This window comes from Microcoleus anatoxicus (genome assembly GCF_042465725.1).
Classification (GTDB): domain Bacteria; phylum Cyanobacteriota; class Cyanobacteriia; order Cyanobacteriales; family Microcoleaceae; genus Microcoleus; species Microcoleus anatoxicus.
Map to the genome: position 1 here is coordinate 2,496,710 of NZ_CP120853.1, position 23,388 is coordinate 2,520,097.

Genomic DNA, 23,388 nt, shown 5'->3' on the forward strand with positions numbered 1-23,388 from the left:
CGCAAATGTGGTGACAAAGGAGGATGCTGTATGGTTCGATCGCACAAAAGTCAAGCATTTATTGCTTTCCTGGTAGCTTTGGGGATAATCCTGGGAAATTTGCTGCTTCCGGGCACAAATCTAAGTCCGGCATTTGCTCAAGCTAAATTCAAGGATGTGAAAGACCATTGGGCTCAAGCTTGTATCGAAGATTTAGCGGATAAAAAAATCATTACCGGCTACTACGAAGACGGCACTTTTCGACCAAATCGCCCTGTCAGTCGCGCTGAATTTGCGGCGATGCTTCGCAAGGCTTTTCCTGATGCAAAAACTGTCCGTAATCCCATTACTTTTGTAGATATTCCTACGAATTATTGGGGCTTTCAAGCTATTCGAGAAGTTTATCAAACAGGCTTTATGTCCGGTTACAGTGGCAGTATTTTTAACCCGACTTTGAATATTTCCCGGTGGCAAGTTTTAGTGGCTTTAACCAGCGGATTGAAATATACACCCACTGGACCTGCGGCTGAAATTTTGGATGCAACTTTTGAGGATGTGCGGGAAATTCCAGAACCGGTAAGAAATGCGATCGCCGCCGCCGCCGAAAAACAACTGGTGGTCAATTATCCCGCTGTCAAACAACTAGAACCAACTCGCAACGCGACTCGCGCCGAAGTAGCAACTTTCCTGTGTCAAGCAATTGCGAAACCAGGACAAACAGCCTTAGTTCCCTCCCAATATGTCGCCCAAGTTCCGCCTAATCTTGGGCCACCTAGAACCACAGAAATCTCGGAATTTGATAAAGTTAGGGCGGAATTTTCCTTTGTGAGGGAAGCGGAAAATGCTAAAAATATGCGAATTAAAATTATCCGTGATGGTCAAACTTTATTAGACGAACCTGTGCTAATTCCGACCCGTTCTCTAGTAGACAACCCGGACAAAAAACCCAGCGAAGAAGTTTCAGAAGGGCGGTTTTTATCTCTGCGAGTCAGGGATTTTGATGGAGACAAGGAACCGGAAGTGTTGGCAGAGTTGGTCTCCACCAAGAGCGGCTCTAACTGCTGCAATTATTCGTTTATTTATCGCTACGACTCGGCGACCAAAAAATACACTCATATCAAGCATTTCTGGGGCAATGTGAGCTATGAAATTGTCGATTTTGGCAAAAATGATATCCCAGAGTTCAAAAGTCTAGATGGGCGATTTGCCGAGGCTTTTACAAGTTATGCTGATTCGCGGCTACCACTGCAAATTTGGCAATACCGTCAAGGTAAAATGCAGGATGTAACTAAGCAGTATCCGGTGGAAGTCTATACCAACTCCTGTGAACTTTGGTTGGAATCTAACAAGCGTTTAAGTGAAAATAAGGAGGCTAAAGGGGTTTTCGCTGCTTATATGGCGAACCAGTATGTACTGGGACAGCAGGTGGAAAGTTGGCTGTTATTGGAAAGGGTGTATCAAGGGCGCGATCGCACTGAGTTTTTTGGAAAGTTGCGCGAGTTTTTGGTAAATACTGGTTACGCTACTAAGTAGATTGTGAGGTTTTTAACCGCAGATTAACGCGGATATTAGGGGCGGGTTTTACGAAAAATATCTAATTCCCACTTTCAATCAACCCGCCCCCACACAACTAATTCAAAGAATTTACATGATGATTTACCGCTTGGTGGGGGCGGGTTTGTTTTAATCTTTAGTTAGGGCTTGCTGAATAATTTATCGCTTTTGGCGATCGGGAGTGATCGATTATTCAACCAGAGTTAAAGATGAGTTTTCCCTGCCTCATCTTGAGTGAAATATAAGCGAAAATTATGTTAAGCCCCAAAACAGGCATTGTTTTCCCATAACTGCATAAAAATACACAAAAAACCCGGCGCCACCAGGTAGAAAGGTTCATTACTAAAAAAGTAATGGCAATGGCTGTTTGAGATGTATTGTCAAGTTTTGTCATTACCAGATTCAGACCAAATCTTCGTTTACCTTGCCCAAACTTTCCCTCAATTGCCTGACGAATCTTCTCATCTTCCGAGGACTAGCAAGGTTTTATATTGCTTTTTACTCAGACTTTCTAGGGTCGCGCCTAACTGCATTAGCTGTTCAATATGAACTAGATTTCTTTTAATGTATTGGAGTTTTTTTTTAATTGCCTGTCTTCTTTTATTGCGAGTGGGTTGTCTTTGTTTCGCTATTGCTAAGTAGTCTTTTTCAAATTCCGACCACGGGATTATTTTGGCCATTTTTACCCAACGGTTGAGGGCTGACAATTTAGATCCATTGGCTAGTTCAAAGTCTAAGGGTGGGAGGGGAGCAAACTCAGCTTTTCTGTACACGCTCGCAGGTTGTGATGCACGGATGAAGACCTATTCTACCTGTTTATCTTGCACTAAACTCTCGATCGCGCGCTCGCGTAACCCAGGCTAAGTAACACGCGATCGATATATTCAGCAGTGGCAACAGAAGATGTCAAAAAGCTTTTCCATAAATTGGATATCGATGGCAGTAAGTCCCTCGAAAAACCAGAAATTATGGAGCTTTTAGGGATGGTTGAAGATTTAACAACAGGCGAACGGAGTTCGGAAGCAATGAGGGAGTACATCACTGATTATCTTTTCACTATTCTGGACAGCGATAAGAATGGTTCGGTCGATTTAGCTGAGGAATGAAAATTATGTGTCAACCTATGGTTTGGTTGTCAACCTTAACGTTGAATAGAACTGCACCAGCGATCGATATGTGAACTCAAAAAAAATATTTGTCGCCCGATCTTTGGTAATGGTGACAAATATTTTTTTTTGACCACAGCCTCCAGGTACTTAACGAGGATTTAGTCGGTTTGTCTGACTATTCTTGAGCTTCCGCAGACACTCTTCGGTGCCCTCCGGCAGCTTGGGCTAGGGCTGCTGGCTCATGGAAGCGTCCGCTTACAGCAGTATAGTATGCTATAGTATACCGCTATAAAAGGTTTCTCCAGCTAGAGGGAGTTTCTGGCATTCAAGAGTATTAAGAAAAACAGATAATCATGAACAGTTAATCAGGAAGGGCAGCCAATGTTAATGCTACTGTTTTATGTAGGGGATAACCTTTACGCGCTTGATAGTTCCCAGGTTGTGGAAGTTATACCCAGAGTTATCCTGAGAAAAACGCACCAAATGCCTGACTATGTTGGGGGTATGTTTCAATATCGATCGGCGATCGTACCAGTAATCGATCTGTGCTATTTAATTCGAGGCCAGCCCAGTTGCTCCTACTTGAGCACTCGAATTATCATGGTAAATTATTTTGGGAAGGATAACAGTAAGCGTTGTATCGGGTTGATGGCAGAACGAGTCACCGAAACATTAAATAAGCCGGATAGTGAGTTGATCGATGTAGCCACACAATTAGATGAAACTCATGGTTATTTAGGGGAAATGATTATGGATGAGAAGGGGATGATCCAACGCATTAGGTTAGAATCTTTGCTGTCAGATTCGCAGCAACAATATTTATTGGCAGGAAGGAATAATGACAGCAATAATACAAAACCAAATTGAGTCACTCCTAAAAGATCGGATTGGTTTGTCTGCAAGTATCCTTGGCTCTAAGGAAATTGGCAGAGCTGTAGAACAACGGATGACCGCCGAAAATTCCCCCAATCTACAAACTTATCTACAGCAATTGCAAATATCAGCCGAGGAACTCGAAGCACTGATTGAATTATTAATTGTCCCAGAAACTTGGTTTTTTCGAGATTGGGAACCCTTTGTTTTTTTAGAGCGTTACGTCAAATCTGAGTGGTTGCCAACCCAAAGTCACCGCATCTTGCGCGTGCTCAGCGCGCCCTGTTCTTCTGGGGAAGAACCTTATTCAATTGCTATGAGCCTGCTCCAGGCAGGTTTGACACCTAATCAGTTTCAAATAGATGCGGTTGACATAAGTAACTGCTCCTTAGATAAAGCTAGAAAAGCTGTGTATACCCAAAATTCATTTCGGGTAAATAACCTACAATTTCAGCAACTATATTTTACTAAATTAGGCAATAAATATCAGTTGTGCGACTTAGTAAAAAACGCCGTTAACTTCATGCACGGCAATCTAGTCGATCCCAATTTCATCACAGGAAAAAATCCTTACAATGTAATTTGGTGTCGTAACGTTTTAATTTATTTCGACGATGCAGCTAGAGAAAAAAGTATTCGGAATTTAAACGGATTATTAAAAAATAAAGGGCTACTATTTTTGGGGCACGCGGAAAAGATGCAAATGTTAGAATCCACATTTGTATCTGTACAACATCCTTTTGCTTTCGCCTACCGAAAGCAAGAAAATGATAACGGCGGTTTAATAAATGGTGAAAAACTACTAATGAGACATCAGCCGTTAATATCTACCGGAGAGGTGAGCTTGTCGCGGCTAGACCGCCAAAATAAATCTCCTCTATTTAGTAGAAAAGATTCTCCAACTATCGCCCGACAAAACAATCCAACAGCCAATCGAGAAACCACACAATTGAAAACCATTCCTTTGAGCGATCCAGCAACATCTGCCAGGGAAATAGGGAAGGGTCAAAACTCAACTCAACTGCCAGCAACCGACTTGGAAACTGCGCGTAAATTAGCCGATGGGGGACAGTTAAGCGCAGCAACGACAATGTGCGAAAATTATCTCAAGCAAAACTTTACCAGTGTTGAAGCTTATATATTGATGGGAGAAATTCATCAAGCTAAAGGGCTTGATGTTCAAGCAGAGCAATGCTTCCAAAAAGCGATTTATTTAGAACCCAATAACTATGACGCACTCCTGCATCTTACTTTACTCGCAGAAAATCGCGGCGATACTGCTAGAGCAGCAGTCCTGCGGCAACGAATCCAACGCCTGCAAAAATCTTAGGCAAGTAGATATGAGTCACCTAACGTGTTAATTTAGAATGACTGCCGCTCGCCTATCAACTGACCCAAAAACAACTAACAAAAGGAGTTAATAGATGTTTAAAAACATGACTTTGCAAAGGCGGCTCATCAGCGGATTCCTGTTCATAGGTTCAATAGTCTTAATTGTGGCTTTGATAGGCTTGAGTGGAAATTACCGCCTGAAAAAAAACATTGACACCTTCGCCTATGATCGTTTGCCCAGCATCGACAACTTGTGGAAAATAAACGAAGCAAAAACCAGGACACATGGTGCGGAAAAAGTGCTGATTGCTAACGCATTAACTAGCGTTCAGAGGCAAAAAGAGTTAACCACTGTTCAAAACGCATTCAAGGAAATAAACGAAGGATTGAACCTATACGAAAAGCTGCCTCGCGAGCCGGAGGAAGACAAATTATACAAACAATTTTTGGTCGAATGGGAGAAGTGGAAAGCCGCTAGTCAAGAGTACCTCCAGATTCATGAAAAATTTCAGAGAACTGGTCTCAGCAACCCGAGAAAAATTCAGACTGAGTTGTTGCAACAGGGGAAAACTAATACACCTGAATACACAGCAGCCCTAGCAGCTATCCAGACGCTAACCGAAATGAATGATTTCTTAGTTACGAAATTAGATCCTGTATTCGATACAGCGGACTCCGCCCTGCAAGAACTCCTGTCACACAACAGAAACTTGGCAGAAACAGCTAAGAAGACCGCAGAGCAAGATGTGAGCGCCAGCACATTCTGGATACTTGTAGGCTTAATCATTGGGCCGTTGACTGCTGGACTCTTTGGCTGGTACTTCAGTAATACGATCGCCAAACCAATGGGTGCAAAAATCGCTGGAGTTGTAGGAGTAGCCGAAAAAATTTCGACAGGCGATTTAACTACCCGCGTACAGGCGACAGATGCTCAGGATGAGATTGGGAAATTAGAGACAGCCTTCCGCACCATGACTGAAAACCTGAGTTCTTTAATCCGCCAAGTTCAGCAATCCGGGATTCAAATTACCTCCTCTGCTACCCAAATCGCTGCATCTGGCAAGCAACTAGAAGCAACTATAACCGAACAGGTTGCCTCGACAAATCAGGTGACCGCCACAGCGCGATCGATTGCTACCACTTCTGGACAACTGGTGAAGACGATGGATGAAGTTGAGAATTCATCGCACCTCACTGCACAGTCGGCTGGTGAAAGCCAAAAAGATTTGATGCAGATGGAAAAAACTATGCGGAGTTTGGCAGATTCCACCGGTAGCATTTCTGCAAAACTGGGAGTGATTAGCGATAAAGCTAATAACATTAACAGCATCGTCACCACGATTACCAAAGTAGCGGATCAAACCAATTTACTCTCACTCAACGCCGCAATTGAAGCAGAAAAAGCCGGAGAGTACGGTACGGGGTTTGCTGTCGTTGCCCGTGAAATTCGCCGCCTAGCCGACCAGACAGCAGTTGCTACCTTAGATATTGAGAATATGGTCAAAGAAATGCAAAGTGCAGTTTCCACAGGGGTGATGGAAATGGATAAGTTCACGAAAGATGTAGAACGGGGTGTGGAAGATGTCAGTCTGATCGGCGATAAATTAGAGTCGATTATTCAGCAAGTGCAAAACCTAACCCCCCGCTTTCAACAGGTAGGCAACAGCATGGAGGGACAGTCGCAGGGTGCTGAGCAAATCAGCGAGTCAATGGTGCAGCTAAGTGAATCTTCATCGCAAACTGCCCAGTCTTTGCGTGAAATTAACGGTGCGATTAGCCAATTGAATGAGGCGGCACAAGGTTTACGCATGGAAGTCTCTCGTTTTAAAGTGGCAAGTAACTAATTTCAATGTATGATGATCGTGTTAAATGCTGAAAATTACCAAGGAGAAATACTAGAATGTTGAACCAAATGAATTTCAAGCAACGCCTGCTTCTTACTTATTCATTACCCGCTCTATTATTTGTAGTTTTAAGCTGCCTAGTATATACAAGCACTCATCATACAAGGGAACTTTACGTGGAAACAAGAAGAGCGCGGAGTACGATTCTAGAAACCAATGAAATGATTTTAAGAGCTTCGATGATGGCTCGGCAAGTTCGGGGCTATCTACTTGTGGGCAATGCTGAGGGTGCTTTAGAATCTTTTGAGAAACAAAGAAATCTGTTTCAGGAATCTACCAAGCGCGCCGAAATACTAATTAAAGATAATCCAAATCCACAACAACAAGAGAAATTTAGAAATATGCTTCAATTAGAAAGTCAATTTGAAGAGCTGTCGAAGAGAACTTTCCAATTGAAAGATCAAGGTAAGCAACAAGAAGCAGTAACTACATACCTGAAAGAATCGAAAAGCAACTTGGGACAATTCGACGCACTAAACCAAGAATTTGCCAAGATTGAAATAGACAAGTTGAACACAATAAGTGAGAATGTAGACAAGAATTTTAACTTAATAGAATTATCATCTCTAGCCATTATAGCTATAGCCCTGGTGCTAGCATATCTGATATTCGACCTAACAAATAACTTGAGTTCTTTAATTCTTCAAATTCAGCAATCTGGCATTAAAATTACCAGCTCTGCCACCCAAATTGCCGCATCAGGCAAGCAACTAGAGGCAACGATGACTGAACAGGCGGCCTCCACCAATGAGATGGCTGCCACAGTAAAGGAGATTGCTGCCAGCTCTGGACAACTGGTGAAGACAATGGATGAAGTTGAATACACATCGGCAGCGACGGCTCAGGGGACGGGTGAGAGCCAACAAGACCTGATCCACATGGAAAAAACTATGCGTATGTTAGCGGAGGCCACTAATACCATTTCATCAAAGCTGGGAACTATTAGCGATAAAGCTAACAGCATTAATAGCATTGTCACCACAATCACAAAAGTAGCGGATCAAACTAATTTGCTCTCACTTAACGCCGCAATTGAAGCAGAAAAAGCCGGAGAGTACGGAACGGGATTTGCTGTGGTTGCCCGTGAAATTCGCCGCCTAGCCGACCAAACAGCAGTCGCTACCTTAGACATCGAAACGATGGTAAAAGAGATGCAAGGTGCAGTTACCACAGGGGTGATGGAAATGGATAAATTTACCAAAGATGTAGAACGAGGTGTAGAGGATGTTCGTACTATCGGCGGTAAATTAGATTCGATTATTGGTCAGGTGCAAACCCTAACCCCCCGTTTTCAACAAGTGAGTAGCAGCATGGAAGGACAGTCAGAGGGGGCACAGCAAATCAGTCAAGGCATGGTGCAATTGAGTGAAGCTTCTTCGCAAACGACTCAATCTCTACGCGAGATCAACAGTGCGATCAGGGAATTGAACGAAACGGCACAAGGCTTACGCCAGAGAATCTCTGGTTATAAAGTGGGTTAGAGTTGATGGTTCATAGTAAACTACGTTGGAATGGGACTTATGAGCAATGATTGCTGGAACCAAATAGGAGTTGAGGGCGATCGCTCCTGCGAACAACTAAAAACAGTAATTCATTGTCGGAATTGCCCCGTTTATTCTGCCGCCGGACGCGGTTTATTAGAAAGGGAAGCACCCCCAGAGTATGTAAAAGAGTGGACTGAGATACTAGCAAAAACTCCGTCCGATCATTCTCTAGCACAAACTAACGGGGCGATCGTCGTTTCTGGAGAAACCATATCAGTCATGATATTTCTGCTAGGCGGCGAATGGTTAGCTTTACCAGTACGGTTGCTTCAAGAAGTGACAGAACCCTGTGTAATTCATACCCTACCCCACCGCAACAACGAACTGTTTATGGGTTTGGTCAACATTAGAGGAGAAATTCTTATGTGCGTTTCCCTCAGCCATCTCCTTGACTTAGAAGATCACGCTAACTCTTCAGATCGTGCCAGTTCTGTTGCTGCTGCTAAACGCATGATAGTTATGGCAAGTGGAGACAATCGCTGGGTTTTTATCGTGGACGAAGTTTGCGGTCTTCATCGCTTCCCGCTCAGGGAATTAGAAAATACACCTGTAGTGATTTCAAAAGCCTCAGAAACTTATACAAAAGGGGTGGTTCGCTGGCAGGCACATAAGGTTAATTACATAGATTCTGATTTATTATTTTACACCTTAAACAAAAGAATATTATGACAGATCAGAGGGAGGATGCGATGAACGACATCACGATGCTAGATGTATTCCGGCAGGAAGTGGAAGCCCAAGCAGCAATACTAAATCAGGGGCTTCTCTCCCTGGAAAGCGAACCCCAGTCTCGCCAAATTCTAGAGTCATTAATGCGTGTCGCTAATGCAATTCAAGGAACGGCTCGGCTCGTAGAAATCGATGATGCTATTAATCTGGCTCAGAGCATAGAGATCTGCCTCGATAGTGCTCAAAAGCAAAGCTTTACTCTGGGTGCGGGTGAGATTGACGTGCTGCTGCAAGGTGTAAATTTACTCCTAAATATCAGCAGAGTCAAGGAAGACGATTTAGACAGTTGGCTTTCAGAAAATCAAGATAACATCGAAACCGTTACCAACAGTGTTGCTACCTTATTGACACCAGGATATGTATCAGTTACTCAGCCAAGGGTAGAGTTGAAAAGCTGGCAGGCAAAGCCAGAAACTCCTACTGTAGAGGTAAGCTTAGAAGATGATTTAAACAGCCCCAAAATATCGGTTGCGCCCAACCAATCTCCTAGAGATTTGAACTCGCTTTCTCATGAAGCAGTGACCACCGAGGTGTCGCCAACCACGATCGCAAACCGTCAAGATTATCCAGAATCAGATGAGATGTCAACCATCGGCGACACCTCAATGTTGGAGTTATTCAAGCTGGAAGTAGACGCCCAAGCAGCTATTTTAAGTGAGGGACTCTTAGCCCTGGAAAGCCAACCAGGGTCTCCCAAAGTCTTAGAGTCGTTAATGCGAGCCGCCCATTCCGTTAAAGGAGCCGCCCGCATCGTGGCCCTCGATGCTGCGGTTAATTTGGCTCACGTTATGGAAGATTGTTTTGTAGCAGCACAGAACCAAAAAATTACCCTAGAAGCTGATGGAGTTGACGTGCTACTGCATGGAGTCGATCTCCTGCTAAACATCAGTCAGCAAGGGCAAAGTTGGGTTAAGGAAAATCGGGACGATGTTGAAACTACTAGAGAGGAAATTTCTGCTCTGCTGACACCGGGATCTGCACCAGTGAAAAGAGCCGAAATCTTGCCATCTAATCAGGAAACTCAGGCACAATCTACTCCTGTGCAAAAACAGGAAATCGTGCTCAGCGCTCCCGGTACTATCCAAACACAACCAAATGGTCAGAATAACTTAGGTGAAACTCAATCAATTGTTAAGCAAACATCTAGCGATGTAGAGCAAGTCAAACCGGGAGCAGAACAGGGAGGGGCCTCTAGCGATCGCGTTGTCCGGGTAAGCGCCGACAACTTAAACCGGATCATGGGTTTGGCTGGCGAATCTTTGATCGAAGCAAATTGGCTTCAGCCCTTTGCCGATTCCCTGACGATCCTCAAAAAACGCCAACTAGAATTATCTAAAATTTTAGATAATTTTCAGCAAACTCTCGCAGTCAAGCACAATCAAGAAGCCGCAAACTATTTAGAAGGAGCCCGCGCAAAGGAGCGGGAATGTCGGCAGATTTTGAGCGATCGCCTGATCGAACTAGAATTATATGCCCGTCGCACCGGCAGTCTCAGCGATCGCCTCTACCAGGAAGTAATTGCCTCTAATATGCGTCCCTTCGCCGATGGGGTACAGGGGTTTCCTCGGATGATGCGCGATTTAGCCAGGAAGCTGAACAAGCAAGTAAAATTTGAAATTTTCGGCAAAGGCACGCCAGTCGATCGGGATATTATCAAAAAACTGGAAGCCCCCCTCACCCACATTTTGCGTAACTCCATCGATCACGGCTTGGAGCTTCCCGAAGAGCGCCTCGCCACCGGCAAACCAGCAGAAGGAACCGTGCGGCTAGAAGCAGCCCATAGAGGCGGAATGCTATCGATTACCATCACTGACGATGGTAGAGGAATTAACTTTGACTGGCTGCGCGGAAAAATTATTAATAAGAACCTGGCAACCCCGGAAATAGTAGCTCAGCTTAGCGAAAGCGAACTGATGGAATTTCTGTTTTTACCAGGATTTTCGACAGCCAAACAAGTCACCGAAATTTCCGGTCGTGGCGTGGGTTTAGATATCGCGAAAAGCATGGCGCACGAAGTTGGCGGCACCGTGCGAGCTAGTTCTAATCTAGGAAAAGGTACGACTTTTAACTTTCAATTACCCTTGACGCTATCCGTTGTTCGCACCCTGTTAGTAGAAATATCTGGCGAACCCTATGCCTTTCCTCTGGCGCGGATCGAGCAAATTGTCAATGTGGACAAACAAGAGATTGCCTCAGTGGAAAATCGCCAGTATTTCACTATGAACAATAAGAATATCGGCTTAGTAGCTGCTTATCAAGTATTAGAATTGAAGCAACCACCGCCCCAGTCAGATACCTTATCAGTCGTCGTCATTAGCGAACAATCAGACTATTACGGACTGGTGGTCGATCGCTTTTTGGGCGAACACGATTTGGTGGTAAGACCGTTAGATCCCCGATTGGGTAAAGTTCAGGATATTAGTGCTGCTGCTTTGATGGGAGACGGTTCTCCTATCCTGATTGTCGATGCTTCTGACTTGATGCGTTCTGTCGATAATCTGCTTAATGACAGCCACTTGAACCGTGTTATTAGCAGTTCTGAGATAGCTGTAGTAGACGGTCGCAAGAGTATTCTGGTGGTGGATGATTCCATTACCGTGCGAGAAATGGAACGAAAACTGCTGCAAAACAAAGGTTACAATGTTGATGTTGCGGTGGATGGCATGGAAGGTTGGCACGCAGTTTCTACAAATCATTACGATTTAGTAGTTAGTGATGTTGATATGCCCCGCATGAACGGAATCGAGTTTACCAGCAAGATCAAAAACAATCCAAAGCTAAGTTCGATTCCGGTGATTATTGTCTCCTACAAAGACCGCGAAGCAGACCGCCTGCGCGGTTTAGAAGCTGGAGCTAATTATTACTTAACAAAAGCAAGTTTTCAGGACGATACTTTAGTCAACGCCGTGTACGATTTGATTGGTCATTAGTCATTCATTACCAATTACCAATTACCAATTACCAATTACCAATTACCAATCATATGAGAATCGCAATTGTAAACGACATGGTGATGGCAGTAGAGACGCTACGGCGCGTCTTGATGACAGTCAAAGACTATCAAGTGGCTTGGGTAGCACGCGATGGTGCTGAAGCAGTTACCAAATGCGCCGAGGATACCCCAGATCTGATTCTGATGGATTTGATCATGCCAATCATGGATGGGGTAGAGGCAACTCGCCACATCATGAAGAATTCTCCCTGCGCTATTGTGGTAGTAACGGCTAGCGTTGAAAAAAATGGGTCTCAAGTGTTTGAAGCAATGGGATATGGAGCATTAGATGCTGTCAGCACGCCTGTTTTGGGGGCTAGCGGCAACCCAGAAGCTGCTAAAGCTTTGCTTGCGAAAATCGTGACTATTGGTAAACTGATTGGCAAATCCGGTGCAACTTCTAAATCTAGAACCCATAGGGAAAGCCCTCAATCTATATTCTCACCCCTCGCAGCCCGCGTTCCTCCCCTAGTCGCGATCGGCTCTTCTACTGGCGGCCCAAATGCTCTGGCAAAGATTCTTTCTCGCTTACCGGCAAGCTTTGGTGCAGCAGTAGCGATCGTCCAACACGTAGATGCACAATTTACTCCCAGTTTGGTAGAATGGCTAAACGAACAAACACCCCTCAGCGTAGAGCTAGCATCCGAAGGTAGCCGTTTGGAAGTAGGAAAGGTATTAGTTGCCGGGACAAACGATCACCTGTCATTGCAACCAAATTTTAGCTTAAGTTATACAAAAAACCCGATTGATTATCCCTATCGTCCTTCAGTTGATGTGTTTTTCAAAAGTGTCGCTCATTACTGGCACCGCCAAGGAACTGCTGTGTTACTAACAGGTATGGGTCGAGATGGAGCGGAAGGACTCAGTTTGTTACGCGAAAAGGGATGGCATACGATCGCCCAAAATCAGGCAAGTTGTGTGGTTTATGGGATGCCCAAAGCAGCAGTAGAGCTTGGTGCGGCGGCGGAGATTTTACCACTGGAGGCGATCGCTTCTACTCTAATTGACCGATTAGCAATGAGCCGTTAGCTAATTCTTACTTTTTATCTTCAAGTTAGTATTTCAAAAGGAAGTGAACTCAGTGACAGAAGATCCGATTACAGTCTTGCTCATCGACGATCAGCCAATGATCGGCGAAGCCGTTCGTCGAATGTTGCTTCCAGAAAAAGATATCACCTTTCATTACTGTAGCGACCCTACCCAGGCGATCAAAGTCGCTAGGTCATGTCAACCAACAGTCATCTTACAAGACCTAGTGATGCCAGAGATGGACGGACTGGTCTTAGTACGCTTTTTGCGAGCCAATAACGCTCCCACAAAATATGTTCCGCTGATCGTTCTCTCTAGTAAAGAAGAACCGCTGATTAAAGCAAAAGCTTTTGCTTTAGGGGCAAACGATTATATAGTTAAACTCCCAGACAAGGCAGAACTAATAGCTCGTATCCGCTACCACTCTAAAGCCTATGTAAACCTTCTCAAGCGAAACGAAGCCGAAGCAATCCTCCAATCGGAAAACTTCCGCATGGCTAAAGAACTAGATATGTTGCGTCAAATGCAACAGATGATTCTTCCTACAGCAGACGAACTAGACGCCATCGAAGGTTTAGAAATTGCAGGGTTTATGGAACCCGCAGACGAAATAGGCGGCGACTACTATGACGTTCTCTACGTAGACGGAATCGTCACAATTGGCATCGGTGATGTCACCGGACACGGACTCGAAAGTGGCATTTTAATGGTAATGACGCAAACAGCAGTTCGTACTCTTAAAGAAATTCGAGAACTCGATCCGGTTAAATTTTTAGATGCACTCAACCGCACTATTTATAAAAATGTCCGACGGATGAATTCTGAGAAGAATTTGACGTTAGTCATTCTCACCTATACAAAAGGTAGAATAAGTATCAGCGGTCAGCATGAGGAAACTATTGTAGTGCGAAAGGGCGGGTTGGTTGAGCGCGTTGACACGATGAATCTAGGCTTCCCTATTGGATTAGATGAAGAAATTACTGAATTTATCAATCATACAATCATTGAATTAAAGGAGGGGGATGGAATTGTCCTCTATACCGACGGAATTCCTGAAGCTTATAACCTTGATAAAGAACAGTATGGGCTGGATAAATTCTGCGAAGTTATTAGTCATAATTGGGCCGGCTCGGCCGAAGAAATCAAACAAGCGATCGTTGACGATCTTAAACAATTTATTGGCAAGCAGAAAGTTTTTGATGACATTACTTTACTGGTGATCAAGCAGGAAGCATCGGATAACCTAGAATCATTTGAGGAAGAAGCATCTGATAACCTGGAATCATTGGAGGAACCAGAATTAGTGGAGGAAGTTAAAGAGAATGTGAACAAAAAGAATATATTCAACCTTTTTCGCAACTGATCTGCGTAGGCTTTCCCTGAACATTTTGCAGTTAGCAATTAACCTTAAAGCCTCACAAAATGGTAACTTATTCTGCATCCAGCACAAATATCCAGAAAAAAAAATGTTACTAACAACTAAGGAACGAAAATTTAATAACTTACAATGCGTGATGGTTCTTGTGGGATGGGATCGCGTTGCCCGTCCAGAAAGGGCGAGCCACGCGATCCCACCCCACTTTCAAGAGTGTAAATTATTTAATTCGCGATCCTAATGACATTGTTGAGGATAAGTAAATCACCTAAGCAAACGTCAAATACGGCTCGCGCTCAAGCTTGCTGTGTATGTCTTCTTCCTTCTTCCTTCTTCCTTCTTCCTTCTACTTACCAACCTTTATCAATTAATAGGTAACAAAGATGATCCAGCTTGTTGGAGATTTTATTGAAGATTTTTCCCGGTCACATGATTCTTTAGAACTGAGCTTTACTTCCAGTTCTAGACCAGTTAAACGGCGGTGGCTGAATAACCGCTTATCAGCTTGTTTTATCGCCGACTATTTTTTTAATATTATGCCAATTGACGAGGAGGATAGTGAGGTAGAAGAACGCATCGAAGCCATGAAAAACGCGGTGAGTTATATCGGAAACGAACTCTTAGAGAATGCCATAAAATTTCATGAAGGAATCGAGAACGATCCAGTTAAGTTTGGTATACATTTTAGGGAAAACTTGGATATAGTCACTGCTGTAATTTTTACCAAAAACGGTATTAGTCCTGAAAGTGTGGAGAAATTTCAAGCCTTTATTGAGGAATTACGATCGGCAGATCCTAATGACTTATATGTTGAACAGATAACAAAAGCAGCCGAATCCGAAGATAGTGAAGCTTCAGGCTTAGGTTTGCTGACCGCGATCAATGATTATTCAGCCAAACTCGGCTGGAAATTTGAGTCCGATCCCAGTAATCCACAAATTATCACCGTTACTACAATGGCTCAAGTTGTGGTATAATTTTAACTGATTAATTTAGACATCAGAAGCAAAAAAAGACAGAAAAGCTATGACCAATCAAGAAGTCAAAGGCGAGGATTATCAGGTGCAATACGATCCAGCATCCTCAACAGTTTATTTTAAAGGTGCTATCAGTCTAGGAGGCCCCAAGGATTATGCTCCCATTGTTAAATTGCTCGATGATGTAGCTAAATTAGCACCCACAACTCTCACATTAAATGTGAAAGAATTAAAATTTCTCAACAGTTCTGGCATCAGTATGCTGTCGAAATTTGTACTTGGGATGCGGAAAAAGAAGAGTCAATTGGTGGTTTTAGGCACAAAAAAAATGCCCTGGCAAGTTAAATCTTTGAAAAACTTAGAGCGATTGCTTCCAGGTTTAAAGCTTGTAGTTGAATAAAGTAAAATCTTTAGGAGCGAACGTAACATTTTATGAAATTTACACCTCTATTCATGTCAAATTAGTTGATGACTGTTCTAGAGGAGTAAATGCAACTAATGACCAAAAATGTTAGGGAGTTTTTGTGACAAAAATTAAGTTAATTTATTTAAGGGATAAACTACTATGTTAGAAAACATTTTTCATCAATTTGACACGCTAAATATAATTAGTAAGCTCTCGATCTGTTTGCTACTCACCGCTCTGGGAACAGGGCTATTATATCTAATATTGTTTTATATCTTGCGCCCCATTTTTCGGAGATTTGAACGGGACATTGCAATTGTCACCTTAAATGTTTCTGCCTATCCCGCTCTCATTGTCTTCGCTATTTTCGGTCTAAAAATCACTTTTGGGAAGTTAGTCTCTCCTGATATTTTTGCTGCCATCGAACACATCCTGACACCGATTTTAATTATCACTATTAGTTATTGGTGTGTTCAATTATTTATCGAAGTTTTTATCTACTACCTCAAAGAGTACACTAAAAAAACTGAGGTGATGTGGGATGATGTCTTGCTTCCCATCCTCTCAGCCGTTGTTCCTGTGATTATTTTCGTGGGTGGCGGTGTGCTGGTTATTAGTTCGTTTGGGGTTGATTTAAGTGGAATTTGGGTAGCTTTGGGCGGTGCTACTTTTGTTCTGGGTTTTGCGCTTCAGGATATTTTGTCTAACTTTTTTAGTGGAGTTGTTTTACTTATTGATACTCCTTTTCGATTTGGTGATATTCTGCTCCTTGAAGATGGTTCAATCGGAATGCTGCGCCGGATTGGGATTAGGGTGACTCAGCTATATATATTTAGCAACCATTCCGATGTTTATATTCCCAACAGTGTATTGCAGGGTCAAAAACTTACTAATCTAAGTCGCCCTACCTCTTTATACTATAACTCTATAGAAATAGAAATACCCTCGGAAGGTAATCTTGAGGATTCCAAGAAGCTGATGCAAGAAATTGTGTTAGCTCATCCAGATACACTAGGGGATATGGATGCTAAATTGGAGGTAATTGATAGGTACTATAACGCGGAAGGAAGTGATGCCGCTCTAGTCGAACAACAAGAAGTTGGGAAATCGCGACTACTGGCTGAACAGGAGGTCAATTTAAAATTAGAGGAAATTGAACAAGCCCTGGAATCTTTGGTTGTTACGGTGCAGTTTGCAGAAAAAGGAGGGTTAACTCAAGATGAAAGAGAAAACGTCCAACAGGAATATTTAGCAATCTTAGAACTCTTTGGTTTTCAAGTGATCGAGGCAACTGAAGATAGCCGTGCTGTAGTTAATTTTGAAGAATATAATGAAGAGGGACTGATTGAGTTAATTAGGCAGTGGTATCGAATTTGGCTGAGAGATCCAAATTTGCTGGATGACGATCAATACTTCATTTCTGAAGAATGGGAACAAAAGATTAATTTGTTAAAGCGAAGAGCGCAACGCTTGTATCAAAAAATCTCGAACCCTCAAGCTGACGAAACTCGCTTAGATGATTATGTCATGGATATAATTAAATGGATCAGAGAAAAGTTGAAAGTACCGCGAAAAAAATGGCAAGAACCGCAAATCAGGATGATCGGAATGAATCACGAGGAATCCTCGGTGTATCTTGAATTGCAGATCGGCTTTTTTGTGGATGATATCAAACTGGAAGATGGGAAGCGGGGCGATCGCGTCAGAAGCCAAATTTATCAAGAAATTTTCAGCAATCTGCGGAATACTTACCTTAATTGGAATGGCATTAAACCGATAGGAGAGTCCGAGTCAGAGGATAATGGGAATGCGGTTGATGCTAGCATTAATCAGAGTCCTGTCAGCAGTTTTGTGCAGACAGGACTAGACCCGACTACTGCTAAGCAAGGGTTCGCCTTTTACCTGTCCGTAGGTAGAAATAAACCGGGGGTCAAGTCCTCAAAAACTCTTAAGGGGTAAGCTATTCAGCATCTAAATGACGTATAATAAAAGTTGGAATATACAGCAGATTGCAGGTCGATCGAGTACACAGGGGTGAAACCCTGAGCGACACCAGTTTTTTTGTACCACCAACCCACCAAAAGTGCTGTATTTCCCGTTAGCCTCTTTGGAAAACTTTCGCTAATCCAGCCAAAACCAACAATAAAGGCGTCAGCCAATCTCCCCAGCGCACGTACAAAGTCCGAGTTGGCAGGCGATAAATAGTAGTATCTTGGACTTCATAAGTATTAATTGTAGACCTCCAAACCGTCTCGCCACGAGGATTTACAAAAGCAGAATAACCCGTATTAGTTGCAATAGCTGCCCATCTATCCGTCTCAATTGCCCGCATCACATCTAAAGCGTGATGTTGAGCCAGCATCGGCGGTTTGTAATGGGCATTGTTGGAAGCTGTGAGCATAAACTCGCCCCCATTTGCGGCCTGATATCGGAAAACTTCAGCAAACGCTGAATCGTAACAAATTCCGACAATGGCGCGGCCAAACGGCGTATCAAACAATTGTTTGGAGTGGCCGGGTACTAAATGAGCATCTAAGGGAGAAAGCCGATTGATAATCCCGCCTAAGATTTCGTAAAAAGGGATGTATTCGCCTAAGGGCACTAGCTTGAGTTTATCGTAGCGACCGACAATTTCTCCAGTGCGATCGATCGCCAATAAGCTGTTAGTGATACTATTGTCTTGCTGTCCGAATCCTCCAATCCAAGCCACCACACCGCGTTCGAGAATAGCTTGGTAAAAAGAAAGGGTAGAACGTTGATACTCGTTTGTCCAGATAAAAGGCAAAGCTGTCTCTGGAATTAACACAGCATCGACTTTCCTGTCTGCTAACTGTTTGTCTCCAGTGGTGTAACCTTCCAAAGCGCGCTGCCAACCCGCTGAGTCAAACTTAATCTCGTTAGGAATATTGCCTTGAATAATGCCAATTTTTAAATCTGTTGCAGCTTCTTGATTCAAAGGGCGGTTGTATAAACTCCAGCCTGCAATATGCAAAATTAAACACAAACTGGCAGGCAAAATATAACCAATCCAATTCTTCCTTCTTCCTTCAATAAAAGCTTCTGCGATTAAGCCATTTACTGCTACAATAGCGGCTGTTACTGCGCTGGGCCCGGAGAGTTGACCGAGATGCAATATTGCTAAATTGTGCGGGCTTTGCGTGTAAGATAGTGATGTCCACCACAGCGAACCTGTACTCCAAATACTTTCTAAGGCACACCACAAAGCTGTGCCAATTAAAACGCGAGTTAATGCTGAAAATTGAGCTTTACCCCCGCCAGCCACCCGTTGTAAAGGGGGGGAGTTAAGAAGAATAAGATCGGAGCTACCCCCCCAGCCCCCCCTTGTAAAGCTATGCTTTATAAACATCTTTTTTAACAAGAAAGTTGACAAAAGTAACTACTTGTGTAGGAGCTATTGGGGCGATCGCTTCTGATTGAATACGAATTATCCTGCAAAAAGTGTTCATTGATGTCTCCCTCTTTCAATGAGTTTGCTCAAGTGCGATCGGGGTTTTTCCCGATCGCACATTTGAGACCAACAGAATAAAATGTTTTTCTCCCAAATTTTCATGAATCTATTTGTTCTTCTTGTATCTCCCAATTGAGTTTTTTCTAATTCTTGCCTTACCCATTGATCGATCATTTTAACCTGACTCCTGGGCGATCGCCCGCTCCTTCAACAGCACAGATGTTAATTATTGTCAACTTTTATGTTAAGAAAGATCCTTATAAAGGATAGCTTGTAAAGGGGGGGAGTTAAGAATAAGAATTGAATTTTTGCCTGGTAAAGTGAGGGAGTTGAGAATTACAAATAGCCATGCCCAAACGGCGACTAAGGCGGCTCCGCAGAGGGTGATGAATGCCTAGCAAAAAAGTGCGATCGCCAAACTCGGCCACCAAGGAACTCCCAACCAAGTCATCGGGTGAATTCCCATAATCCAAGATAAGGCTAATCCGTGATAGCCAATTCCCCAGAGTGAAGGAAGAAGGAAGAAGGAAGAAGGAAGAAAGAGAAATTTTTGTTTTTGTTCTTCTATTTTTGGCTTTTGATAACTAACAACCAAAATCCACAGGAGAGCTAATGCTACCCAAGCCAATAGCCAAGCATTTACTGGTGCGGTTGTCAATGCCATCAAAATGCCGCTGAAAAGTGCGATCGCCCAGGCTAATGTTTTTGATTTATGAACCACGAGTTTTTCAAAGTTGTGCCTGTTAAATATCGCCACTTTGATGATTGCCAAAAATAATAATTCTTAATCAATATATCAGATCGATCGGGAAGTTCGGCAAGGCGCAGTGTATGGGATTTAACGGATTTAACGGATTTAACAGAAAAAAATCTCTCAAATTCTGCTTGCCAAAACAAAAAGCGCCCCTATTACTAGGAGCGCTATTTGTCAATCAAAAGCTAAAACTTAGCCATTGATAGAAGGAGCAACCATTGCTACTGGGGTGACTTCACCAGCAGCCAAATCAAGCGGGAAGTTGTGAGCATTGCGCTCGTGCATTACTTCCATACCCAAGTTAGCGCGGTTGATAACATCAGCCCAAGTATTGATCGCACGGCTCTCCTGAGTTTATGGTGTAAAATGTACCTAATAATACATTGACCGTTATGAGCTTCCATCTAGACTATCTATTAGCCTTGCCTGGAGTCAGGGTTGAAACTTGTACTCAAGTTGAGGGAAAAATTTTCTTGGGACTGAGCATTGTATCAGAAGGAATTGTTTGTCCTCATTGTAACAATCCTACCGAAAAACTGCATCAAAATCGACCAATTCTAGTAAGATATTTGTCTGTTTTTCGTCGTCCTGTGTATCTAAAAATCCCACGACGGCAGTTTTACTGTCCTATTTGTCAACGGTATCCCACAGAAATAATAGATTTTTTGGACGTTAAAAGACGGCATACTCAACGATACGAATAAAATATTTATGGCTCTCTCGTAGTTAGGGTGATAAGTAATGCTTATACTGTAGCAAAATCAAGGGTTTGAGCTTTCACGATTAAGAAATTTAGTATTGATTGCTACATTTTGCACCAGATATCCGAGAGAGCCGTAGTTAATAAAGACTTAAATAAGTTACGTAGAGCAGCAGGAATAACAGATTAGGGACTTCCAAAAAATAAATGATCCAAAACAGAGATGAGGAAAGCTGGCTAACTTAGTGAGAATGAGAATCAGTATGAAGAGAGGAAAGGGACTCATTGAGTAAGCTTTTTTCACTTTCATCAAATAGCTTACTCAACGAGTAAACCAACAGTATACTCAGGTATTCATAGATGCTATTCCTATTTTTCTACCGATTTTTTGAACACCGATAAAATGCAGGGCGAACGCATCTAAATTTTCTGTTAACAGAATATGGTATATTGGAGCATAATTCTTGAGTATCCAAAAAACATTTAATTAGAGTTTACCATTATGAAACTCAAACCTAAAATCACCATTGCCGAGCATTTTTCCGACTTAGAAGATCCAAGAATTGAGCGAACGAAACATCATCAATTAATTGATATTATCACCCTCTCAATTTGTGCCGTGATTTGCGGTGCTGATACATGGGTGGATATCGAAAGTTACGGGCGAGCTAAATACGAATGGTTAAAGACAATTTTAGAATTGCCGAATGGCATTCCTTCACATGACACAATTGCGCGAGTATTTTCTCGCCTCAAACCGGAGCAATTTCAGAAATGTTTTTTGAGTTGGATTCAATCTATTAGTTGCTTCAATCCAGGAGAAGTAATCGCAATTGATGGTAAAACTATTCGCCATTCTTACGATCGGGGAGGAGACAAAAAAGCAATTCATATGGTCAGCGCTTGGGCGACCAGTCAAAGATTAGTTTTAGGACAAGTTAAGGTTGACAAAAAGTCTAATGAAATCACAGCTATTCCGGCTTTACTCAAAGTATTAGAATTAAATGGAAGTATTGTCACCATTGATGCGATGGGCTGTCAGAGGTCAATTGTGAAGTCAATTGTCGAACAATTGGTTGATTTCCCTATTGATATACACACAATTAATCAATCCTATTCCGGGTAAAACTCTGTGTTCTGTACCACTATATTGACGACGAACTAATTCAATTTTTTGTCCAAACCTTTTATCTAAAATTGTGTCGTCAAATACTACACAATCCTCATCACTTTTTTGGATGTCTCGTTGAATATTCTGCCACAATAAACTAGGGGTCAATTCTGATTTCTTGAGATAACGATTGATAGTATCATGGCTGAATTGTTGCAGATAGTCGGCTAAATTTGTCAAGGTGTAATTGGTTTGACTACTAAGTAAATATTGGCAATAATCCAAATGGTTGAATGACATATTTACACATTGCCTTCAATGGTGAATTACTTATTTTAGCTCTGATTACCTCGTATTTAACATTTTGAAAGATACCAAAAATACCTGAGCCCTTGATCTGTCGATCGCCCTTGATCTGTCGATCGCCCTTGATCTGTCGATCGCCCTTGATCTGTCGATAGTCCTCTAAGTCAAGTGGGTGCGATCCTGCAACGAGTGCTTCGCTAACGTAGTTGTCTGCACACTACATATAGTGTGTCTGCGTAAGTCCTGTGTAAATTGAATGCACTCAAGAGTGGTCGCTCTCAAACTTCAGATTAAGGAGACTTTTTGGCGGGTTTTCTCGGTCGAGAAAACCCTTTTTTGACTGTAGGATATCGAATTCTGGACTGTCGTTTCCGTCCTCTAATCCAACCGTCCGATTTACCTCGGAGTTTGGGAGGCACGGCCGGTGTACCTAACAGGGCTAAAATGCTCCCAAACGATTGAGCCACTCGTCCAGGGGTAAGTTTAACCTGAGCTTTTTGCCAAGGTAATGGGCGTTGTGCGACCAGGTGACGGGCCAGCCATAATTGCCAAGTAACACACGGCATTAAATCACTCCATCGATCGCATTGGGCAGGCGTACTTAATTGAGGAACAGTCCAATGAAGACGATTTTTAGCAAAACGATACCAGTGAGCGATCGCAAATCTTGTTAAATAGAGCCGCCAACGAGCTCGGAGAGTCCCAACTGGTAATTCGTTCGTGCAAAAATGGCAGGGCCCAACTGCCTTGTTCTGCGGGTATCCATGCCAATGTGCTGTAGCCATATCCTACTGTTACCGGACGACCTCCTAATTGTGACGGCGAATGTTCGTAAGTGCGTTCTTTAAGGGTTTTTGCATGAGGTCTGGACCAACTTGTATGGTCGCCTGCTAAGACAATCTGTTCTGACTGCGGGATTTGTGCGATGTAAAGTTTCATTAATTGCTCTCGATCGGGTCGCGTATCTTGCACTGCCTCGTAGACACTCGACCATTGACGGCGAAAGACACAAGACAACGATAAATCGGCTCAACTTTGAGCTGTTCTCGTCAGCAAGACTGCATCCATTAATTCAAAGGTAGCATCCTGTGCTTTACATAAATTCTTGTAGATGGCTTGACGAAACTGTTGCAATTGAGTGACAACATTCATAGCGGTCGATCGGGTTGGTGAGACTTCCCTATCTTCCGCCATCCGGGTCAATTCAGATATGAGTTTACCCGGTATTTTTTATGCTTTGCGTAT

The 23,388-nt window shown here is 42.9% G+C and carries 19 protein-coding genes and 5 pseudogenes; 15 read left to right on the top strand and 9 right to left on the bottom strand.

From position 1 onward, the window contains the following. The first annotated feature begins 30 nt into the window (after window positions 1–30). The gene (locus P2A85_RS10890) at window positions 31–1,512 is read left to right on the top strand and encodes an S-layer homology domain-containing protein (protein WP_377479640.1); all 1,482 of its coding nucleotides are present in this window, start codon (window positions 31–33) and stop codon (window positions 1,510–1,512) included. A 214-nt stretch (window positions 1,513–1,726) separates the two neighbouring features. On the opposite strand, the pseudogene P2A85_RS10895 reads toward P2A85_RS10890, so the two are convergent. Further along, window positions 1,727–2,002, bottom strand: a pseudogene (locus tag P2A85_RS10895) (transposase); the annotation flags it as partial. A 421-nt stretch (window positions 2,003–2,423) separates the two neighbouring features. Here P2A85_RS10895 and P2A85_RS10900 point away from each other — a divergent pair. The 12 genes from P2A85_RS10900 (at window position 2,424) to P2A85_RS10955 (ending at window position 17,762) form a co-directional block, all read left to right on the top strand. Next, entirely contained in the window at window positions 2,424–2,639 is a 216-nt protein-coding gene (locus tag P2A85_RS10900; protein ID WP_377479643.1) for an EF-hand domain-containing protein, read from the top strand. Window positions 2,640–3,029: 390 nt separating this feature from the next. After that, entirely contained in the window at window positions 3,030–3,509 is a 480-nt protein-coding gene (locus tag P2A85_RS10905; protein ID WP_377481425.1) for a chemotaxis protein CheW, read from the top strand. Beyond that, entirely contained in the window at window positions 3,481–4,845 is a 1,365-nt protein-coding gene (locus tag P2A85_RS10910) for a CheR family methyltransferase (RefSeq protein WP_377479646.1), read from the top strand. The genes P2A85_RS10905 and P2A85_RS10910 overlap by 29 nt, the downstream gene beginning before the upstream one ends. A gap of 94 nt (window positions 4,846–4,939) precedes the next feature. Beyond that, complete coding sequence (locus P2A85_RS10915) at window positions 4,940–6,691, top strand: methyl-accepting chemotaxis protein (RefSeq protein ID WP_377479649.1); 1,752 nt, start codon at window positions 4,940–4,942, stop codon at window positions 6,689–6,691. 56 nt (window positions 6,692–6,747) lie between these two features. Then, entirely contained in the window at window positions 6,748–8,232 is a 1,485-nt protein-coding gene (locus P2A85_RS10920; RefSeq protein ID WP_377479652.1) for a methyl-accepting chemotaxis protein, read from the top strand. A gap of 39 nt (window positions 8,233–8,271) precedes the next feature. Beyond that, window positions 8,272–8,964, top strand: coding sequence for a chemotaxis protein CheW (locus P2A85_RS10925; protein ID WP_377479655.1), 693 nt, complete (start codon window positions 8,272–8,274; stop codon window positions 8,962–8,964). After that, window positions 8,961–11,954, top strand: coding sequence for a response regulator (locus tag P2A85_RS10930; RefSeq protein ID WP_377479658.1), 2,994 nt, complete (start codon window positions 8,961–8,963; stop codon window positions 11,952–11,954). Before P2A85_RS10925 ends, P2A85_RS10930 begins: the two co-directional genes overlap by 4 nt. A 53-nt stretch (window positions 11,955–12,007) precedes the next feature. Beyond that, complete coding sequence (locus tag P2A85_RS10935) at window positions 12,008–13,045, top strand: chemotaxis response regulator protein-glutamate methylesterase (protein WP_377479661.1); 1,038 nt, start codon at window positions 12,008–12,010, stop codon at window positions 13,043–13,045. 97 nt (window positions 13,046–13,142) lie between these two features. Further along, a complete protein-coding gene (locus P2A85_RS10940) occupies window positions 13,143–14,408 on the top strand; it encodes a SpoIIE family protein phosphatase (protein ID WP_377481428.1) in 1,266 nt (421 codons plus the stop codon). 395 nt (window positions 14,409–14,803) lie between these two features. Continuing rightward, the gene (locus P2A85_RS10945) at window positions 14,804–15,397 is read left to right on the top strand and encodes a DUF6272 family protein (RefSeq protein ID WP_377479664.1); all 594 of its coding nucleotides are present in this window, start codon (window positions 14,804–14,806) and stop codon (window positions 15,395–15,397) included. Window positions 15,398–15,446: 49 nt separating this feature from the next. Continuing rightward, a complete protein-coding gene (locus P2A85_RS10950; protein ID WP_377479667.1) occupies window positions 15,447–15,797 on the top strand; it encodes a hypothetical protein in 351 nt (116 codons plus the stop codon). A gap of 165 nt (window positions 15,798–15,962) precedes the next feature. Further along, a complete protein-coding gene (locus tag P2A85_RS10955; RefSeq protein ID WP_377479671.1) occupies window positions 15,963–17,762 on the top strand; it encodes a mechanosensitive ion channel family protein in 1,800 nt (599 codons plus the stop codon). Between the two features lie 139 nt (window positions 17,763–17,901). Here P2A85_RS10955 and lnt read toward each other — a convergent pair. The 4 genes and pseudogenes from lnt to P2A85_RS10975 form a co-directional block, all read right to left on the bottom strand. Further along, window positions 17,902–19,116, bottom strand: a pseudogene (gene lnt / locus P2A85_RS10960) (apolipoprotein N-acyltransferase); the annotation flags it as partial. 150 nt (window positions 19,117–19,266) lie between these two features. Then, window positions 19,267–19,446: a transposase DNA-binding-containing protein gene (locus tag P2A85_RS10965; RefSeq protein WP_377479674.1), complete on the bottom strand. Its 180-nt coding sequence runs from the start codon at window positions 19,444–19,446 to the stop codon at window positions 19,267–19,269. Window positions 19,447–19,666: 220 nt separating this feature from the next. Continuing rightward, complete coding sequence (locus tag P2A85_RS10970) at window positions 19,667–20,044, bottom strand: hypothetical protein (protein WP_377479677.1); 378 nt, start codon at window positions 20,042–20,044, stop codon at window positions 19,667–19,669. Window positions 20,045–20,218: 174 nt separating this feature from the next. After that, a pseudogene (locus P2A85_RS10975) lies at window positions 20,219–20,374 on the bottom strand (photosystem II q(b) protein); the annotation flags it as partial. 44 nt (window positions 20,375–20,418) lie between these two features. Between P2A85_RS10975 and P2A85_RS10980 the strand changes: the two are divergent. Together P2A85_RS10980 and P2A85_RS10985 are read left to right on the top strand one after the other, a co-directional pair. Further along, on the top strand, window positions 20,419–20,730 hold the full coding sequence (locus tag P2A85_RS10980; protein WP_377479679.1) for a transposase family protein: 312 nt from the start codon (window positions 20,419–20,421) through the stop codon (window positions 20,728–20,730). Between the two features lie 498 nt (window positions 20,731–21,228). Then, window positions 21,229–21,822: pseudogene (locus P2A85_RS10985) on the top strand (ISAs1 family transposase); the annotation flags it as partial. Here P2A85_RS10985 and P2A85_RS10990 read toward each other — a convergent pair. From P2A85_RS10990 to P2A85_RS11005, 4 genes and pseudogenes are all read right to left on the bottom strand, one after another. Further along, window positions 21,805–22,137: pseudogene (locus P2A85_RS10990) on the bottom strand (IS701 family transposase); the annotation flags it as partial. The pseudogenes P2A85_RS10985 and P2A85_RS10990 sit on opposite strands and share 18 nt — an antisense overlap. A gap of 296 nt (window positions 22,138–22,433) precedes the next feature. Beyond that, window positions 22,434–22,709 carry a hypothetical protein gene (locus P2A85_RS10995; RefSeq protein WP_377479682.1) on the bottom strand — a complete coding sequence of 92 codons (276 nt, stop codon included), beginning with the start codon at window positions 22,707–22,709 and terminating at the stop codon, window positions 22,434–22,436. Between the two features lie 67 nt (window positions 22,710–22,776). Further along, on the bottom strand, window positions 22,777–23,160 hold the full coding sequence (locus tag P2A85_RS11000; protein ID WP_377475712.1) for a hypothetical protein: 384 nt from the start codon (window positions 23,158–23,160) through the stop codon (window positions 22,777–22,779). Between the two features lie 12 nt (window positions 23,161–23,172). Continuing rightward, window positions 23,173–23,337, bottom strand: coding sequence for a hypothetical protein (locus P2A85_RS11005; RefSeq protein ID WP_377479685.1), 165 nt, complete (start codon window positions 23,335–23,337; stop codon window positions 23,173–23,175). Window positions 23,338–23,388 lie beyond the last annotated feature (51 nt).

Coding starts and splice junctions, on each gene's coding strand:
- P2A85_RS10890 (WP_377479640.1), top strand. CDS start 31: ATGGTTCGATCGCACAAAAGTCAAGCATTTATTGCTTTCCTGGTAGCT.
- P2A85_RS10905 (WP_377481425.1), top strand. CDS start 3,030: ATGCTACTGTTTTATGTAGGGGATAACCTTTACGCGCTTGATAGTTCC.
- P2A85_RS10910 (WP_377479646.1), top strand. CDS start 3,481: ATGACAGCAATAATACAAAACCAAATTGAGTCACTCCTAAAAGATCGG.
- P2A85_RS10915 (WP_377479649.1), top strand. CDS start 4,940: ATGTTTAAAAACATGACTTTGCAAAGGCGGCTCATCAGCGGATTCCTG.
- P2A85_RS10920 (WP_377479652.1), top strand. CDS start 6,748: ATGTTGAACCAAATGAATTTCAAGCAACGCCTGCTTCTTACTTATTCA.
- P2A85_RS10925 (WP_377479655.1), top strand. CDS start 8,272: ATGAGCAATGATTGCTGGAACCAAATAGGAGTTGAGGGCGATCGCTCC.
- P2A85_RS10930 (WP_377479658.1), top strand. CDS start 8,961: ATGACAGATCAGAGGGAGGATGCGATGAACGACATCACGATGCTAGAT.
- P2A85_RS10935 (WP_377479661.1), top strand. CDS start 12,008: ATGAGAATCGCAATTGTAAACGACATGGTGATGGCAGTAGAGACGCTA.
- P2A85_RS10940 (WP_377481428.1), top strand. CDS start 13,143: ATGATCGGCGAAGCCGTTCGTCGAATGTTGCTTCCAGAAAAAGATATC.
- P2A85_RS10945 (WP_377479664.1), top strand. CDS start 14,804: ATGATCCAGCTTGTTGGAGATTTTATTGAAGATTTTTCCCGGTCACAT.
- P2A85_RS10950 (WP_377479667.1), top strand. CDS start 15,447: ATGACCAATCAAGAAGTCAAAGGCGAGGATTATCAGGTGCAATACGAT.
- P2A85_RS10955 (WP_377479671.1), top strand. CDS start 15,963: ATGTTAGAAAACATTTTTCATCAATTTGACACGCTAAATATAATTAGT.
- P2A85_RS10965 (WP_377479674.1), bottom strand. CDS start 19,446: ATGATCGATCAATGGGTAAGGCAAGAATTAGAAAAAACTCAATTGGGA.
- P2A85_RS10980 (WP_377479679.1), top strand. CDS start 20,419: ATGAGCTTCCATCTAGACTATCTATTAGCCTTGCCTGGAGTCAGGGTT.
- P2A85_RS10995 (WP_377479682.1), bottom strand. CDS start 22,709: ATGCCGTGTGTTACTTGGCAATTATGGCTGGCCCGTCACCTGGTCGCA.
- P2A85_RS11005 (WP_377479685.1), bottom strand. CDS start 23,337: ATGGCGGAAGATAGGGAAGTCTCACCAACCCGATCGACCGCTATGAAT.